We start from the raw sequence: 16859 nt of genomic DNA, 5'->3' as shown, positions 1-16859 counted from the left end.
AATTTAAGCCCTCGGAGTGTTATATCAAACGAAAGTAGTATATTCTTTAGGATTACAAAATCGGACACGCTGAACAGGGAATTAAACAAGATTTATAGATTTTTATAGAATTTTGGCAACGATAACAGAATAATGAGTACTTTTATAGATTTTATGATACAAAGAAAAGAACAAATATTTAAGCTATTCCTAGAACATATACAGCTTACTATTATTGCAGTTTTAGTTGCTACTCTTATAGGGGTACCTTTAGGAATACTTATAACTAGATATAAAAAGGCATCTAAATATGTCCTTGGAATTACTAATATACTTCAAGCTGTACCAAGTCTTGCTTTACTTGGACTTCTTATACCATTAGTTGGAATAGGTAGTAAGCCAGCCATAGTTATGGTAGTATTGTACGCTCTTTTACCTATAGTTAAAAATACTTATACAGGACTTAAAAGTATAGATGAGAGTATGTTAGAGGCTGCTACGGGAATAGGGCTTACTAAGAGTCAAGTTCTTAGAATGATTCAAATTCCTCTAGCTTTACCAGTAATAATGGCAGGTATAAGAATATCAGCAGTTACGGCAGTAGGATCTATGACTATAGCAGCCTTCGTAGGGGCAGGAGGTCTTGGATACTTAGTGTTCTCAGGAGTTCAAACTGTTGATAACAATATGATACTTGCAGGGGCAATACCAGCATGTTTACTTGCTTTAGCTATAGATTTTATAATAGGAAAAATAGAACTTGCAGTAACGCCAAATGGAGTAACAAATGGTAGAAAAAATAGAGGAGTTTCTAAAACCTTTAAAATAATAAGTGCCATATTACTTATAGTAATAGTTTTTTTCTCCTTTGGTAACATGTTTAAAAGTGATGAAAATAAAATTGTAATAGGATCTAAGAACTTTTCAGAACAACTTATACTTGGAAACATATTAGCTGACTTAATTGAGGATAGAACAGATCTTGAAGTTGAAAGAAAGCTTAATCTAGGAGGAAGTAATGTAACCTTTAGTGCCATAAAAAATGGAGAGATTGATGGATTTGTAGAATATACAGGAACATCTCTTATGAATGTTTTAAAAATGGAACCTATAAAGGATCCAGATAAGGCTTATGATGTTGTAAAGAAAGAGTATAGTGATAAATATAATATAGAATATTTAAAACCACTAGGTTTTAACAATACATATACTCTTGCAGTCACAAAGGATTTAGCTGATAAATATAATTTAGAAACTTTCTCAGATCTTGCAAAGGTAAGTAATGACTTAAGACTTGGAGCTACTATAGAGTTCACTAATAGAGAAGATGGATTTATAGGACTTGCAAGAGAATATAACATGAAGTTTAAATCTGTAGATGCAGTAGATGGGGGACTTAGATATACATCTATAAATAATAATAAGAGTGATGTTATAGATGCCTTTTCTACAGATGGATTAATAAACGCATTTGATTTAAAGGTACTAAAGGATGATAAGAATTTCTTCCCTCCATATAATGCAGTACCTATATTTAGAAAAGAAACCTTAGAAAAGCATCCAGAACTTGAGGGAATAGTAAATGAGTTAGCAGGAAAGATAAATGACGAAACCATGAGAGCGTTAAATTATAAGGTAGATAAATTAGGAGAAGATCCTGCAAAGGTAGCCAATGACTTCTTAAAGGAACAAGGACTGATTAAGTAAGTGTAAATTTGGCCAAGAAGTATTAAGATCTGAAATAAGATTTGTTTAATATAAATTAAGAGGATATGGGATTAACCATAAACAAAAATATAGAAGGAATCTAGAGGAAAGAAGGTACTCTAGGTTCCTTTGTTTATGTAAAATAGAAATATGGTTTTTTATTATTAAAACATTAAATTTATTATGTTTATAACAAAAATTTTTAAGTGTAATCTATGCGCGTATATTTCAGAATTATTAATATAGGTTTAAGTAGGATATAATATAAATACAATATTAAAAGATTTAAGGAGATGTATCATGTTAAATGTAGCATTAATAGGATTCGGAATTTCAGGACAAGTATTTCATGGCCCAACAATATGCAGTGTTCATGGTTTAAACCTTAAAAAGATATATACAACTAGTAGTGAGAAAAGAGAAAAGGCATTAAAGAGATAAGGGTAGCTTTATTAAGTATGGGATGGACGTTCAAGAAGGAAAACTTAAGGAAGGGCTTGTTGTTAAACCAGAAGATGCAAGAAACACTATAAGGATAATAGAACTAGCTATGGAGAGTTCAAAAGAAGAAAAAGTTAAAGAGTTTAATTAATCCACAGAAAATATATAATTTATTTTAAATTGTGAATAAATTCAAGGGGTACTGTTGATAATTTATAAGGACAAGCTTTATAGATTAAGGAGTGAATAATATGAGAACAAGCTTAAAATCAAAAAATAATATAACAAAAATAGATGAGATGATAGGTCTTGATACTGTATTTCAAGTTTTAGAATACAACAGCTTAAAGGGAGGAAAGGACCTAAGTACTGCCTTTGCTCTTTCATTTATGAGTGATTCAGATATAAAATTAAGACAGATAAGAATATTATTGAAGGATGCAGCAGTAAGATTAGAATCTGGAGCTCTTCAATTTATGAAGGGGGATATAGAGGTTGATAGTAAAATAGGTGGAATAGTAGGCCTTGGGAAAAAGATCATATCTAGTAAGCTAACTAATGAAACTACATTTAAGGCATTATACAGTGGAACTGGAGAGATTTTTCTTGAACCATCCTTTGGTCATTACGCTCTTATAGAGCTAGAAGATGAGTCTATAATTGTTGATGATGGATTATTCTATGCCTGTGAGGAAGGGGTGGAAGTAGGAGTATCATCCCAAAAGAGTATATCCTCAGCTTTCTTTGGGAATGAGAGCCTTTTTCAAACCAAACTTTCTGGATCGGGGATTGTAGTTCTAGAGTTGCCAGTACCAGAGTCAGAAGTTATAAAAGTAAAACTTATAGATGATGTGTTAAAGGTTGATGGTAACTTTGCCATATTAAGAAATGGAAGAATAGATTTCACTGTAGAAAAATCAGCAAAATCATGGATTGGAACAGGAACTAGTGGAGAAGGTTTATTAAATGTATTTAGGGGAACTGGGGAAGTATGGCTTCTTCCAACATCTCATGTTTATAAAAACCTATCAGGATTTAATTTAACAGCTATGACCAATCCTTCAGGAACTATGAATACTGATCAAGAAAATAAATAGTATAATTAGTAATTTTTTACTTGAAATTTCATATAATAGATGATGAAGTAATTAAAATGAGGTTTTTGTCATGGAGGATTCACTTTATCATTATGAGGAAGGAGAACAAGAGGAAAAGGCAAAAAAACTCCTTTGTTATGGAGAGATTCCTTTAAAAAAGGTTATGAAAAAATCCTATGATAATAAGGAAATTCCTAAGATACTACAGGAGGTAAGAGAAGAATTTCTCTTGATGTCTAAGAGTCTTCCGATAGTGGAAAAGGGATGCAACAGAAATATAATGGCAGCTTCTTATTTAATAAGCTTTCTTAAGGTTAATAAGAGAAGAGGGTACTCGGTATCTCTTGCATCAGAGGTGATTTTAGATACCATAGATACTGGAATTTCTTTAATTCCAAGTTTCATAATTAAAAGGTATGTTACAGATTATGAGATGGCTTTTATAAAGAATATAAAAACTAATGGAATAAGAGATTCTCTAAAGAGCTTTAAGAGTAAGAATTTAGAACTTAAAGGAAAAAGAAAAAAAGATTTAATAAATTTTCTTATGGTAAAAGAAAATGCTAAGGAGTTTAGTGTTTACCTAGAGCCTATTGCTCTATTATAAGGGGTAGACATTAAGGATAAGAACTTAAAATTAAATAAAATTATTCATTCTAATGAAGAAATAGTAATAGTTAATTAGACTAGTATTGTGACTTTTAATGGGAGAAGTAATTAGTAAAAGAAGAGGATGTATTATTAAAAATATAGTTTTCTTATGAGAATTTTTATATGTTATAAAATATTAAAACATATATTTATTTTAGGGAAATCCCTTAACATACAGGGTTTATATGTGTATAATAATTTTATTGAAGAGTGTTGACTTTATATAATAGTATGCTATAATAAAGTCAATTTAAAATGTAAATGCAATGAAGAGGACAGTAATTTGTGTGAATTATTTACAGAGAGAGGTTATGTAGCTGTAATTAACCTTAAATAACCATGAATGAAGACCACCTCTGAGTGACTTTAATACAGTACGGTAAGGCACCGTTATATGCTTTAATGAGTCCTAAATTTAATTTGTTTAAATTTAGTAAACTAGGGTGGAACCACGGGAATTCAGCTCTCGTCCCTTTCTGTAATAGGAAGGGATGGGAGCTTTTTGATTTTATTTTAAGCTATGCCACTTTAGAAACTGTTTAGTAGGATTATTTATTTTAATTAGTGTATAAAATAAATTTTAAGTTAGAAACCCTAAAATAATTTTTAAGGGCTTAACCTAAGGAGAAGAAAGGAGAGAAATATATGATAAAAATAACTTTAAAAGATGGATCAGTAAAGGAATATGAAAGCAAGATATCAATTATAGATCTTGCAAAAGACATAAGCGAAGGACTTGCAAGGGTTGCTTGTGCAGGAATTGTAGATGGAAAAATTCAAGATTTAAGATTTGAAATAGATAAGGACAGTGAGGTTAGTATAGTAACCTTTGATAGTGAAGAGGGAAAAGAAGCTTTTAGACATACAGCAGCACACATATTAGCTCAAGCTGTTAAAAGATTATATAGTGGTGCAAAGCTTGCAATAGGACCATCAATAGAAGAAGGTTTTTACTATGATGTAGAGTTTGAAAAGCCTATAACTCAAGAAGATCTTCCTAAGATAGAAGCTGAAATGAAGAAGATTGTTAAGGAAAACCTTCCAATAGAAAGATTTGTTCTTCCTAGAAATGAGGCTTTAAAGCTTATGGAGGAGAAGAATGAAGACTACAAGATTGAACTTATAAACGATCTTCCAGAGGATGAAGTTTTATCATTCTATAAAATGGGAGAATTTGTAGACTTATGTGCAGGTCCTCACCTTATGACAACAAAACCAGTTAAGGCATTTAAACTTACTATGCTTACTGGAGCTTACTTTAGAGGCGATGAAAATAACAAGATGCTTACTAGAATATATGGAACAGCATTTACTAAGGCTTCAGACTTAGAGGAATTCTTAAAGATGAAGGAAGAAGCTAAGAAAAGAGACCATAATAAGCTAGGAAGAGAACTTGGAATATTTACAACTTCTGATATAGTAGGTCAAGGACTTCCTCTTATAATGCCAAAGGGAGCAAAGGTTCTACAACTTCTTCAAAGATGGGTTGAGGATGAGGAAGAAAGACGTGGATATGTTTTAACTAAGACTCCTATAATGGCAAAGAGTGATTTATATAAGGTTTCAGGACACTGGTCTCACTATAAGGACGGAATGTTCATAATAGGAGATGAGGAAAATGATGATGAGGCTATGGCATTAAGACCAATGACATGCCCATTCCAATATTTAATATATAAGGCAGAGCAACATAGTTATAGAGATCTTCCAATAGGATATGCAGAAACTTCTACTCTATGTAGAAAGGAATCTTCAGGAGAAATGCATGGTCTTATAAGAGTAAGACAGTTTACTTTAGCTGATGGTCATATAATATGTAGACCAGATCAAGTTAACGAAGAGTTCAAAAAGGCTGTAGGCTTAGTTAAGCATATAATGACTACTTTAGGAATACAAGATTCTGTAAGCTATAGATTTTCTAAGTGGGATCCAAACAATAAGGGTAAGTATATAGATAACCCAGAGGCTTGGGAAAACACTCAAAAGGAAATGAAAGTTATCTTAGATGAACTTGAATTAGATTATAAAGAAGCTGAGGGAGAAGCAGCGTTCTATGGACCAAAACTAGATATTCAATTTAAGAATGTTCATGGTAAGGAAGACACAATAATAACAGTTCAATTAGACTTTGCTTTAGCAGATAGATTTGATATGAGCTATGTAGATGCAGATGGAAGTAAGAAGAGACCATTTATAATCCACAGAAGTTCTATAGGATGTTATGAAAGAACTTTAGCTATGCTTATAGAGAAATATGCAGGAGCATTCCCAATATGGCTTAGCCCAACTCAAGTTAAGGTTCTACCAATATCAGAAAAGTATCATGATTATGCAGAAAGTGTAGTTAAGAATCTTAGAGGTAAAGGTATAAGAATAGAAGCTGACTATAGAGCAGAGAAGATAGGATATAAGATAAGAGAAGGTAGAATGGAAAGAATACCATATCTTTTAATTGTTGGAGAAAAGGAAGCAGAGGAGAACACTGTAGCAGTTAGAAGAAGAGGAGAAGACTTAGGTATATTATCTATAAGTGATTTTGAAGAGAAGATTTCAGAAGAAATAAATAACAAAGTAAATGATTAATTTTAATGAGCTACCCCAAAATAGAAATATTTTGGGGTAGCTTTTTTTTTAGATCTCTTTAAATTTTCTTACCTGTATAAATTTAAGCTTCAAGGTGAAATAATCACCAACACCACAAAGGATAAAGAGATGTAAAAAATTATAAAAGAATAATTAAAGTTTCACAATTACTTATATATTCATAAGAAATATTCCTATCAATTAATAAGCCCTCAATATTTACAAACAATATATTCTAAATCAATAAATGTTATATTTCATATATAAATAAGGGTTATTATAATTTCTAATAGAATAAACATATTTACAATGTAACAATGTTTTGTTACACTAAAAATAGGAGGTGTAACAATGAGCGAAGATTTAATATCAAAAAAGGAACTTTTGAATGTAACTGGAATCTCCTATGGGCAGCTATATAGATGGAAGAGGAAGAGTATAATACCAGAGGAGTGGTTTATAAAAAAGTCTAGTTATACGGGACAAGAAACTTATTTTCCAAGGGAAAAGATATTAGAGAGAGTAGAAAAGATAAAGGATATGAAGGATAATTTATCCTTAGATGATTTAGCTGATGTATTCTCTTCAACCCCATCAAATGTTAATCTATCAAAGGATGAAATATTAATAAAAAATATTGTATCTAATAGAGCATTAGAAATATATGAAAGTATATATGAACCGGTAGAAGAGTTTGGGTTTGATAATATTCTTATTCCTTATGTTCTTGATGATCTTTTAAAATCAGGGGACATAAGTTTTGATGAGGGGAAGAGTCTTATAAAGCTTTTAAATACTACTGAGTTTAAAGATAAGGATTATGAAATAATTCTTATTAGAAAGTTTGGAATTGGCATATGGGTTCTTGGAGAGGTTAATGAGAACTTTTATATAGAAGAAGAGGGAAAAATTATCATAAAAACTACACTAAAGACTTTTATTGAAGAATTAAAATTAAAGCTTGAAAGGTAGGAAAATGGTATGAAAGAAGAAATGAGAGGTTTAAATTTTGATGGTTCAGGTACTATAGCTAGTGGTGATTATAAAGATATAGACATATATGGACGTGTTAATTTATCTGGAAATGTAAGATGTGAATCATTAATGATTAATGGAGTATTAGAATCTAAATATAAAATATATGGAGAATCCATAGAAGTAAATGGATCAGTTAATATTAGTGAGTTTGCCCAAGGGGAAGATATAGAGGTTAATGGGGTGGCTAGTTTTAAAAATGGTTTAATATTTAGTTATATGGAGGTAAAGGGAAGAGTTTTAGCTATAGGTGAGATAAAGGGAGAGAGATTAGAGATAAATGGTAAGGTTGAAATTGAAGGGATTTTAAACTGTGATGATATAGAAGTTGGTGGATGTTTAAGTACAACTAATGATGTAAATGCAGAGAATATAGAATGCCATGGCATTTTAAAGGTTCAAGGATTATTAAATGGAGAAAATATATTTATAGAAGCTTCTTCTAAATCTTATGTAAAAGAAATTGGAGGAGGAGTTATAGAAATTACTTCAACTTCAAATAATCTAGGAAATGATTCCTTTGTTTCAGAGCTTATTGAGGGAAATGAAATAAATATAAGTAATGTAATAGTAAAGAGTGTTAGAGGTAATGTTGTTAATGTAGGAGATTATTGTGTAATAGATAGCCTATATTATAGTGACGAAATCTATATAAGTGATAAAGCTAAGGTTAAGGAAGTTATAAAGTTTTAGGCAGGTGATAAGGTGTGAAAGAGAATAGAATGGATATAACAATTGATGGATTTTCTAAGGTTACTGAAGGAGTATATGGAGATATTACTATAAATGGTGCTGGAAATATAGTAGGAGATATTAAGTGTGAAGCCTTGGAGGCAAATGGGTTTGTACGAGGAAAAAGTAAGATTACCACTACAGGTTTAACCATAAATGGAATAGGAAGATTCACAGAGGAAGTTTGTGGAGAGAGAATAAGAATTGACGGTACATCATCATTTAATGGTGGTCTTAGCTTTGGAGATGCAGAGATTAATGGAACAGGAAAAATAAAAGGAAAAAGTCAGGGAGACAATCTTAGTATAAGTGGATACTTAAAAATAGAGGAAAGCTTAAATTCTAGAGTTGTAGACTGTGAAGGGGCATTATTTATAAAAGATAACCTTGAAGTAGAGGAACTTAATTGCAATGGACTGATAAATATTAAAGGTTTATTAAACGGAGAAAAAATCTATATAAATGCTAGTAAATTTTCTTATATAAAGGAGATTGGAGGAGCTGAAATAGTTATAAGATATAGAGGTGGAGTTAGTGAAAAAATTCTACATCTAATAAAAGGAGTTATAACCAGTGGAAGTAACTATAATGGTCTTGTTACCGAGTTTATAGAAGGAGATATCATAGATATTTCTAATATAAAAGTTAAAGAAGTAAGAGGTAATAATATAAAAATAGGAGAAAAGTGTGAAATAGATAGAGTTGAATATAAGGATAAGATAGAAATAAGTCCCTTAGCTAGGGTTAAAGAGGTTATAAAATTATAATACAAGAGGAGGTTATTATATGGATGAGAAATTAATGGATTTAAAAATATCAGGTTCCTCCAAAATGCCAGGGGGAAAATACAATATAGTAAAAATAAGCGGATCTGGAAAGATACAAGGAGATGTAAGCTGTACAGAGTTTAAGATAAGTGGGTCAGGTACCTTAACAGGAGACTTAGAAACCATCGAAGGGAAGGTTAGTGGAAGCGCCTCTATTCATGGAGATATAAAGTGTGAAGGGTTTAAATTCTCAGGATCAGCTAGTGTAAGAGGAGACTTAAAGGGAGGAAATACACATATTAGTGGATCAACAAGGGTAGAGGGAGCTGTTAAAGGTGACTCCCTTAATATTTCAGGTTCCATGAAGGTTGGACAAGGGATTTGTGTTAATAATATAGACTTATGCGGATCTTTAAGATGTGGAGGAGACTGCGTAGGAGAAAAATTCATATCTCAAGGCGGATTCAGTATAAGAGGGCTTCTTACAGCTGATGTCATTGATATAGGTTTAGCAGGGGAATGTTATGCTAAAGAGATCGGTGGGGAGAAGATAATAATAAAAAGAGTAAGAAATAATGGTGGTTTCTTGAGATATATACTATCCTTAGTAAATATAAGTAATGGAGTTTTAAATACAGAACTTATAGAAGGGGATTATGTAGAGGTTGAATACACTAGATGTAATATTATAAGAGGAAAAAAGGTAGTTGTAGGAAAAGGATCTGTAATAGATAAGGTAGAATACACTGACGAAATGATAATAGAAGATGGAGGAGTAGTTAAGGAAGAGGTAAAGATTCAATAGGAATGGAAAGTTTCATAATGTACGAATTAAAGTAAAGCATTATAGAGATTCATATGTGATTAAAGTACTTCATATTCAAGGAATAGAAAGTTTTAATGTGTACATTAGAGAGAATTATTAGAGTTGAGTTTTAATTTAAAATGATTATAGGGATTTGAATATTATATAAAATAAGTTTTCAGTTAAAAATCTATAGGGTTTTTGATTCAAAATTTATCTTATGTACTGCTTGAAATCTAATATTTTAAAAGGATTTAAGTACATGTATAAGTTAAAAATTAGGCTAAAAATCCTATAGGATTCCTTAGATTAAAGTGTAAACTAACTAAGATCTTAAAGTTATTAATTATAAGATTAAAGAAATTAATACTTATATTAAATATATTAATTATATAATAAAATATCTTAATAATTTAAAATATAAAAATTAAAATATTTAAAATATATATTGAAATTTTTAATTTCAGGGTATATACTAAATATACAGAGGTGGTTAAACATGGTATACAAGGTTATAAGTAAGTGCCCTGTGTGTTCTAAGAAACTTAAGATAACAAGGCTAAAATGTGAAAATTGTAATACAGTTATAGAAAATGAGTTTCAAATGTCTAAGTTTGAATATCTAACAAAGGATCAACTAAATTTTATAGAAGTATTTTTAAAATGTAGAGGTAGTATAAAGGATGTGGAGAAAGAACTTAAAATATCCTATCCTACGGTTAGAGGAAAGCTAGATGAGGTACTAGTTTCCCTTGGATATGATAAACCAAAAGGAGAGGATAAGGATAGATCGAAGGTATTAGATGCCTTAGAGAAGGGAGACATAACTCCAGAAGAGGCAATTAAACTTCTAAAAGAATAGAAACCTTGCGTATTGCAAGGCTTTCAGCTAAATATAATTTTAAGAATATTCTGGGAATAAAATTGGAGGAGATATTATGAGAGAAGATATTTTAAGAGTATTAAAGATGGTTGAGGAAGGAAAAATTTCAGGAGAAAAGGCAGAAGAACTTATATCAGCGTTGAGAGAGGAAAAAGAGCCAACAGTTTCAACAAATGAGTCTGCCACTGACTATGAGAAAAGAATTCTTAGGATAAAGGTTTTATCTAGTGATGGAGATGATGTTTCAGTGAATCTTCCAATAAGCATTATAAAAGGTATTTTAGGATCTTGCAAAGATCTTCCTGTAAATCTTGGGAATATGGAAGGAATAGACAAAGAAGCTCTAATGAATACCTTAATATCCGCCTTAGATAATAACATCATAGGAAATATAGTAGAAGTAAATTCAAAGGATGGAGATAAGGTTAAAATCTTTATAGAGTAATTTGGAGGGGATATGAAGATAGTAATAAAGGATAAAGATAGAGAAAAGCCTATAAGAATCTCAGCACCTTTAAGTTTAGTTACAATATCTTTAAGAGTTTTAAAACCTTTTATATATTATTCAGCTAAAAAAGAAAAGGACGATGATTTAAAAAAGGTTTTAGATTGTATTAATTTTAATTTACTATGCAAAAGTATTAAAGAGCTTAAACATTTCAAGGGGCTTAATATAGTTGAAGTTAAAGAAAAGGGTGGTACAGAAATTAGAATAACAGTTTAGGGGGATAGACATATGGGGGTAAGGGAAAATAGTGTAGAGGTTAAATCCTTAAGTAAAATTTTCATAACTAGAAAAAAGAAGTTTTTTAAAACTTTAGAGGTTAAAGAATTTAAAGCTGTAGATAATATTAATTTTAATATAAAAAAAGGGGAAATATTTGGTCTTCTAGGACCTAATGGAGCAGGAAAGACGACAACAATAAAGATGATTACAGGACTTTTAATGCCGACTACTGGAGAGGTTATGGTTATGGAACAGGATGTGAACAGGAATCAGAAAAAGTCCTTAAAGAATATAGGTACTGTCCTAGCAGGAGATAGAAGTATATATTGGAAACTTACAGGACGGGAAAACCTTGAGTATTTTGCAGCATTGTATGGATGTGATACAAAGGAAGGGAAATTAAGAGCAGATAAAATTATAAAAAGACTTCATATGGAAGAGAAATCAGATGTATTAGTGGAAAAATACTCTACGGGAATGAAACAAAAGATAGCTCTGGGAAAGGCACTTATACCAGAAGCTCCAGTAGTCTTATTAGATGAACCTACCTTGGGACTAGATCCACAATCAGCACTGAACCTAAGAGAAATCATAATGGAAATAAAAGAAGAGGGAAGAACAGTTCTATTAACAACTCATTATATGGAAGAGGCAGACTTTCTCTGTGATAGAATAGCAATAATAGACGGAGGAAAGATAATCGCCTTAGACACACCAGAAAATCTTAAAAAAAGCATAAGCAAAGTGAAAATCTTAAAAATCACCATAAATAATTGTAATGATAAAGTGTTAGAAGAAATCAAAGCTATAAGCTATGTTGAGAATATTAATAGTGAATATAAAGTGGAAAATAGATCCTATGAGATCACAATTCATCATAATGATGGAGAGGAGATAATACAAGAGATAATAGACATTCTATTAAAACATAATATAAAGCTTCTTAATATAAAGGTGGAAGAGCCATCCCTTGAAGATGTATTTATAAATCTTACAGGAAAGAGCTTAAGGGATTAGGAGGTTTTATTATGGTAGATAGAATAAAAGTTATTAAGGCATCTTTTAAAAAGGAATTTATTCAGTATATTAGATACCCATCATGGATAATAGCAAGCATTATATGGCCTCTTATAATACCATTTTTCTATGTAGCGGCAGGAATTGCTATGGCGGGACCAGATGGAAGTGGTTACGATACATTTAATAATATAGCTGGTACTGACAGTTATATTGGATATATAATTATTGGAACAATGGTTTGGTCTTGGGTAAATATGACCATGTGGAGTTTCGGAAGTTACCTTAGAAGTGAGCAAACTAGGGGAACTTTAGAGTCTAATTGGCTATGTCCAATAAATAAGTTTGATCTGTTTATAGGACAAGGTATATTTAGTATAGTTACTAGTTTAATTAGTCTTGTAATAAGCATCTTAGAGTATAAGTATATTTATGGGGTTACTTTTAATGCTACAGCGCTAGGATGGATAGTATCATTTCTGATATTCCTTCCTGGAGTTTATGGATTTGGACTTATGTTTTCTTCTTTAATACTAGTAGCAAAGGAAGCTGGATCTACAGTACAAATTATAAGAGGGATTATAACCATATTTTGTGGAATATCCTATCCTATAATTATGCTTCCGGAGTGGATGAAGGTAGTATCTAGTACTCTTCCTTTTACCTATGGAATAAACGCTTCAAGAAAATTACTTTTAAATGGTACCTTAGTAACCTCAAAGGAAGTTAGTTATGATATTTTTATGTGTATTTTACTTGGAGTAGTAATGTTTATAATAGGTAGAATTTTATTTTCATCCTTAGAAAGAAAGGTAAGGATCTCTGGAAGTCTTGAGAGGTTTTAGGAGGAGAGGAATATGAGGGAATTTTTTATACTTTTAAAAGCTAGATTTATTTTAAAAATGAAATATTACTTTAGATATCCGCTGAATATGATTTTTCCTTTGATTAACCCTATAATATGGCTTTCTCCTATGTATTTTATGGGAAAAGCTTTTGAGGTAAATGGAGAAATTAGTGGATTCGCAGCATATACAGGAAATTCAGATTACATGGGATTTCTAATAATAGGGTTTATGGCAAGTACCTTTGTATCTACTGCATTATGGGCAACTGGATTTACTTTAAAAACTGAGATGATGCAGGGAACTCTTGAATCCAACTGGAGTGCACCCATAAATAAAATGGCATTTTTAATAGGAACAGCTTTATTTCAGTTTTGTGAAGCATTATTTGAGATAATACTAACCATGATTATATGTCATTTTCTATTTGACTTTACAATGACTATGAGTTTATTTAGGATTCTTCTATATTTAATACCAGGGGTTATAGCTATTGTTGGTATTGGAATAGGGGTAGCTGCCTTAGTCCTCCTTATGAAGGATGCTAATACTGTAATAGATTTGAGTAATATTCTTATAATGGGGGTTTCAGGAGCTAATTTTCCAATTAAAATATTGCCAAAAGGTATATTATTCATATCACTTATAATTCCACTAACCTACCTAAATGATAGCTTAAGAGCTATAATGATTAATCAAGAGCCTTTTATAGATCTTAAATATCAACTGATTATATTATTTGCTTCCATGTTTATATTTTATATGCTAGGAAGAGGAATATTTATGAGGGTAGAAAGAAAATGCAGAGAAAAGGGAATCTTATCAGGACACTAGAGCCTATTTTATATGGTAAGAAACTTATTATTTTCCTAAATTCTAAGGGGAATTCAGTTAATGAATTTCTAAATGAAATAGATAATATGCAAATAGGTAGTATAACAAGTATAAGATGGATAGAATGTGATGGACCTGAAATAAAAAATCCCTTATAGAAAAACTTATTTTTCTATAAGGGATTTTATTTGATTTATAATTACGGTTAATCTTTACAATGTAAACTTATTTTTTATCACAGTAGATTGAGTTAATAATTTTAAATAATATAAAACCTGTGATTATAGAAATACTAATGTACAGAATAGAGAGGTTTGAGATGTTATCCTTAATAATTATCATAGTAATCACTAGACTTACCATAAGACTAAATAAAACATTCTTACTTTTCATATAGTTTAACAACAGATAAAGTTGAAGAGTAATTATTACATATATAAAATAATATATATCTATTAAGTTATATATATATATTATTTGTAGTATACATATTAAAATTATTAGCACAATATTAAAAATATCACTTTTCTTATATTTAAATAAAGATTTCATATTTAATAAACACTCCAAAAATTTTATATTTTATTATTAAGAGGATGATTTACATAGAATCTCTTAAAATTCTTATAATACATAAAGTTATTCCCTTTAAGGATAATAATTTAACTTTCTAAGATGAGGAATATTTTTAAATTAATATATATAAGTAATATTTTACCATAACAGGTGAAACTATTATGTGAATTAGTAGTTAAATTTATTGTATTAAAAATAAATTTAATCACTATATATTATGGAATCTTAAAAAAACTATAGTATAATATAATGAGTAAATTACATTTACGAAAATTTTTAATTAGTGAGGTAGAGGCTATGGGTAGAATGTTTGGAACTGATGGAGTACGTGGAATTGCAAATACTGAATTAACTGCTGAACTTGCTTATAATCTAGGAAGAGCAGGTGCCTATGTATTAACAGAAGGAACACATAAGCCTAAGATTCTTGTAGGAATGGACACTAGAATATCAGGAGATATGCTTGAGGCAGCTTTAGTTTCAGGAATACTTTCCTTTGGAGCAGAAGCGGTATGTTTAGGTGTTGTACCAACTCCAGCCATTGCTTATTTAACAAGAAAACTTGGAGCAGATGCAGGGGTTATGATATCAGCATCACATAATCCAGTAGAATATAATGGAATCAAATTTTTTGATAATAAAGGATATAAGCTTTCAGATGAACTTGAGGAAAATATTGAAAGTGTAATAGAAAATAACTTCAAGGATGTTCCAGTACCAGTAGGAGGAGATCTTGGAAGAAAAAGAGTTGAGGAATCAGCTCTAGAAGAATACATAGAATATGCTAAGTCTACAATAAATGTAGATTTTAAGGGGATGAAAATAGCATTAGATTGTGCTAATGGTGCAGCTTATGAAGCAGCAGTAGATACATTTAGAGATTTAGGAGCAGAGGTTGTTGTTATAAATAATGATCCAGATGGAATAAATATAAATAAAAATTGTGGATCTACTCATCCTGAAGAGCTTATGGATTATGTGGTTAAAAAAGGATGTGACCTTGGGCTTGCTTTTGATGGAGATGCAGATAGATGCCTTGCAGTAGATGAAAAGGGAAATCTTATAAATGGAGATTTTATTCTTGGAATATGTGCAAAGGAATTTAAAAAGCAAGGTAGATTAAAAGAGGATACTTTAGTTGTAACTGTTATGAGCAATTTAGGACTTGATATTGCTATGAAGAAAGAAGCAGTTAACATTGTGAAAACTAAGGTTGGGGACAGATATGTTCTTGAAGAGATGGTTAAGAATGGTTATAAACTAGGTGGAGAACAATCAGGTCATGTTATATTCTTAGATTATAACTCAACAGGAGATGGACTTGTTACAGGTCTTCAATTAGCAGCTATAGTTAAAAAGAGTGGAAAAACTTTATCAGATCTTGCATCAATGATAAAGGAATTACCACAGGTTTTAGTTAATGCGAAAGTACCAAATAATATGAAGGATATTCATGAAAAAGATGAAGAAGTAAGTAAGGAAATAGAGAGAATTGAAGAATCTCTTCAGGGAGTTGGAAGAGTACTTATAAGACCTTCAGGTACAGAGCCTTTAGTTAGGGTAATGCTTGAGGGAGAAAATCAAGAAGAAATAGATGAAATGGCTCATAATTTAGCGAAGCTCATAGAGAGTAAAGTTAATAGATAATAAAAAAATGCTTGTTACTTAGGGTAACAGGCATTTTTTTATTATTTATTACATTTAAATCTATCTACAAAATAATTAATAATTTTTAAAGGAAAGTAATGTTTGAAGAGTAGTATTTTTAGACACTAGTATTTGCCACACAATATCAGTAGAGATACATATAATATTTATGAATATATTCTGAAAACAAGGAGATGAAAATTTATGCCAAACTATTTGGTATTTAATAATTCAGCTGAAGAATTAAAGACCCTGATATTTGGGAGTAATAATGGAGATCCCATTCCAGTAAAAGTAGATAGTGATGGAAAGTTAGAAATATCCACGGTTAATATTGGTGGAATAACAGGTACATTAGATATTAGACCACTACAAGGAAATGTAGATAGTGTTAGTGTATCAGGGACTGTAACTACAAGAGCATTAAGTGGAGCAACAGATAGTATAAAAGTAGCAGATACAGTAGCAACGAGACCACTAACAGGAGATACTGATAGTGTAAGAATCTTTGATACGGTAACCATAAGAGCCCT

General features: G+C 30.7%; 18 protein-coding genes and 1 other annotated feature. All 18 genes read left to right on the top strand.

Features of this window, described 5'->3' with window-relative positions; translation table 11 throughout:
• The first annotated feature begins 132 nt into the window (after positions 1 to 132).
• Positions 133 to 1686 carry a glycine betaine ABC transporter substrate-binding protein gene (locus tag AB2369_RS04440; protein ID WP_367665274.1) on the top strand — a complete coding sequence of 518 codons (1554 nt, stop codon included), beginning with the start codon at positions 133 to 135 and terminating at the stop codon, positions 1684 to 1686.
• Between the two features lie 300 nt (positions 1687 to 1986).
• A complete protein-coding gene (locus AB2369_RS04435; protein WP_367665273.1) occupies positions 1987 to 2127 on the top strand; it encodes a hypothetical protein in 141 nt (46 codons plus the stop codon).
• Positions 2128 to 2149: 22 nt separating this feature from the next.
• Positions 2150 to 2278, top strand: coding sequence for a hypothetical protein (locus AB2369_RS04430; RefSeq protein ID WP_367665272.1), 129 nt, complete (start codon positions 2150 to 2152; stop codon positions 2276 to 2278).
• 100 nt (positions 2279 to 2378) lie between these two features.
• Positions 2379 to 3224: an AIM24 family protein gene (locus AB2369_RS04425; protein WP_367665271.1), complete on the top strand. Its 846-nt coding sequence runs from the start codon at positions 2379 to 2381 to the stop codon at positions 3222 to 3224.
• Positions 3225 to 3294: 70 nt separating this feature from the next.
• A complete protein-coding gene (locus tag AB2369_RS04420; RefSeq protein ID WP_367665270.1) occupies positions 3295 to 3831 on the top strand; it encodes a hypothetical protein in 537 nt (178 codons plus the stop codon).
• A 301-nt stretch (positions 3832 to 4132) separates the two neighbouring features.
• Positions 4133 to 4352: a binding site (T-box leader), on the top strand.
• 168 nt (positions 4353 to 4520) lie between these two features.
• Complete coding sequence (gene thrS, locus AB2369_RS04415) at positions 4521 to 6458, top strand: threonine--tRNA ligase (RefSeq protein WP_367665269.1); 1938 nt, start codon at positions 4521 to 4523, stop codon at positions 6456 to 6458.
• A 351-nt stretch (positions 6459 to 6809) separates the two neighbouring features.
• Positions 6810 to 7430: a YhbD family protein gene (locus AB2369_RS04410; RefSeq protein WP_367665268.1), complete on the top strand. Its 621-nt coding sequence runs from the start codon at positions 6810 to 6812 to the stop codon at positions 7428 to 7430.
• A 9-nt stretch (positions 7431 to 7439) separates the two neighbouring features.
• Positions 7440 to 8186, top strand: a complete 747-nt coding sequence (locus AB2369_RS04405; RefSeq protein WP_367665267.1) for a hypothetical protein — start codon at positions 7440 to 7442, stop codon at positions 8184 to 8186.
• Positions 8187 to 8200: 14 nt separating this feature from the next.
• Entirely contained in the window at positions 8201 to 8992 is a 792-nt protein-coding gene (locus AB2369_RS04400) for a hypothetical protein (RefSeq protein ID WP_367665266.1), read from the top strand.
• 19 nt (positions 8993 to 9011) lie between these two features.
• Positions 9012 to 9797, top strand: coding sequence for a polymer-forming cytoskeletal protein (locus AB2369_RS04395; RefSeq protein ID WP_367665265.1), 786 nt, complete (start codon positions 9012 to 9014; stop codon positions 9795 to 9797).
• 499 nt (positions 9798 to 10296) lie between these two features.
• Entirely contained in the window at positions 10297 to 10659 is a 363-nt protein-coding gene (locus AB2369_RS04390) for a DUF2089 domain-containing protein (RefSeq protein WP_367665264.1), read from the top strand.
• Positions 10660 to 10735: 76 nt separating this feature from the next.
• Positions 10736 to 11125 (top strand): hypothetical protein, encoded by a 390-nt coding sequence (locus AB2369_RS04385; RefSeq protein ID WP_367665263.1) that lies wholly within the window; start codon positions 10736 to 10738, stop codon positions 11123 to 11125.
• Between the two features lie 12 nt (positions 11126 to 11137).
• The gene (locus AB2369_RS04380; protein ID WP_367665262.1) at positions 11138 to 11404 is read left to right on the top strand and encodes a hypothetical protein; all 267 of its coding nucleotides are present in this window, start codon (positions 11138 to 11140) and stop codon (positions 11402 to 11404) included.
• Between the two features lie 12 nt (positions 11405 to 11416).
• Complete coding sequence (locus AB2369_RS04375) at positions 11417 to 12424, top strand: ABC transporter ATP-binding protein (RefSeq protein ID WP_367665261.1); 1008 nt, start codon at positions 11417 to 11419, stop codon at positions 12422 to 12424.
• A gap of 11 nt (positions 12425 to 12435) precedes the next feature.
• Positions 12436 to 13269: an ABC transporter permease gene (locus AB2369_RS04370; RefSeq protein ID WP_367665260.1), complete on the top strand. Its 834-nt coding sequence runs from the start codon at positions 12436 to 12438 to the stop codon at positions 13267 to 13269.
• A gap of 12 nt (positions 13270 to 13281) precedes the next feature.
• Positions 13282 to 14103: an ABC transporter permease gene (locus tag AB2369_RS04365; RefSeq protein ID WP_367665259.1), complete on the top strand. Its 822-nt coding sequence runs from the start codon at positions 13282 to 13284 to the stop codon at positions 14101 to 14103.
• An 873-nt stretch (positions 14104 to 14976) separates the two neighbouring features.
• On the top strand, positions 14977 to 16326 hold the full coding sequence (glmM, locus tag AB2369_RS04360; RefSeq protein ID WP_367665258.1) for a phosphoglucosamine mutase: 1350 nt from the start codon (positions 14977 to 14979) through the stop codon (positions 16324 to 16326).
• Positions 16327 to 16530: 204 nt separating this feature from the next.
• A partial coding sequence (locus tag AB2369_RS04355) for a hypothetical protein (protein WP_367665257.1) occupies positions 16531 to 16859 on the top strand: 329 nt, incomplete at its 3' end.

This window comes from Clostridium sp. (assembly GCF_040797585.1).
Classification (GTDB): Bacteria; Bacillota; Clostridia; order Clostridiales; family Clostridiaceae; genus Clostridium_Z.
The sequence above is the reverse complement of the archived record's forward strand: the minus strand, read 5'-3'. Positions and strand labels throughout refer to the sequence as shown.

Bases quoted from the DNA above. Each gene is read 5' to 3' on its own strand.
- AB2369_RS04390 (WP_367665264.1), top strand. From the start codon at position 10,297: ATGGTATACAAGGTTATAAGTAAGTGCCCTGTGTGTTCTAAGAAACTT.
- AB2369_RS04410 (WP_367665268.1), top strand. From the start codon at position 6,810: ATGAGCGAAGATTTAATATCAAAAAAGGAACTTTTGAATGTAACTGGA.
- AB2369_RS04405 (WP_367665267.1), top strand. From the start codon at position 7,440: ATGAAAGAAGAAATGAGAGGTTTAAATTTTGATGGTTCAGGTACTATA.
- AB2369_RS04365 (WP_367665259.1), top strand. From the start codon at position 13,282: ATGAGGGAATTTTTTATACTTTTAAAAGCTAGATTTATTTTAAAAATG.
- AB2369_RS04370 (WP_367665260.1), top strand. From the start codon at position 12,436: ATGGTAGATAGAATAAAAGTTATTAAGGCATCTTTTAAAAAGGAATTT.
- AB2369_RS04380 (WP_367665262.1), top strand. From the start codon at position 11,138: ATGAAGATAGTAATAAAGGATAAAGATAGAGAAAAGCCTATAAGAATC.
- AB2369_RS04435 (WP_367665273.1), top strand. From the start codon at position 1,987: ATGTTAAATGTAGCATTAATAGGATTCGGAATTTCAGGACAAGTATTT.
- glmM (WP_367665258.1), top strand. From the start codon at position 14,977: ATGGGTAGAATGTTTGGAACTGATGGAGTACGTGGAATTGCAAATACT.
- AB2369_RS04375 (WP_367665261.1), top strand. From the start codon at position 11,417: ATGGGGGTAAGGGAAAATAGTGTAGAGGTTAAATCCTTAAGTAAAATT.
- AB2369_RS04420 (WP_367665270.1), top strand. From the start codon at position 3,295: ATGGAGGATTCACTTTATCATTATGAGGAAGGAGAACAAGAGGAAAAG.
- AB2369_RS04440 (WP_367665274.1), top strand. From the start codon at position 133: ATGAGTACTTTTATAGATTTTATGATACAAAGAAAAGAACAAATATTT.
- AB2369_RS04425 (WP_367665271.1), top strand. From the start codon at position 2,379: ATGAGAACAAGCTTAAAATCAAAAAATAATATAACAAAAATAGATGAG.
- AB2369_RS04430 (WP_367665272.1), top strand. From the start codon at position 2,150: ATGGACGTTCAAGAAGGAAAACTTAAGGAAGGGCTTGTTGTTAAACCA.
- AB2369_RS04385 (WP_367665263.1), top strand. From the start codon at position 10,736: ATGAGAGAAGATATTTTAAGAGTATTAAAGATGGTTGAGGAAGGAAAA.
- thrS (WP_367665269.1), top strand. From the start codon at position 4,521: ATGATAAAAATAACTTTAAAAGATGGATCAGTAAAGGAATATGAAAGC.
- AB2369_RS04395 (WP_367665265.1), top strand. From the start codon at position 9,012: ATGGATGAGAAATTAATGGATTTAAAAATATCAGGTTCCTCCAAAATG.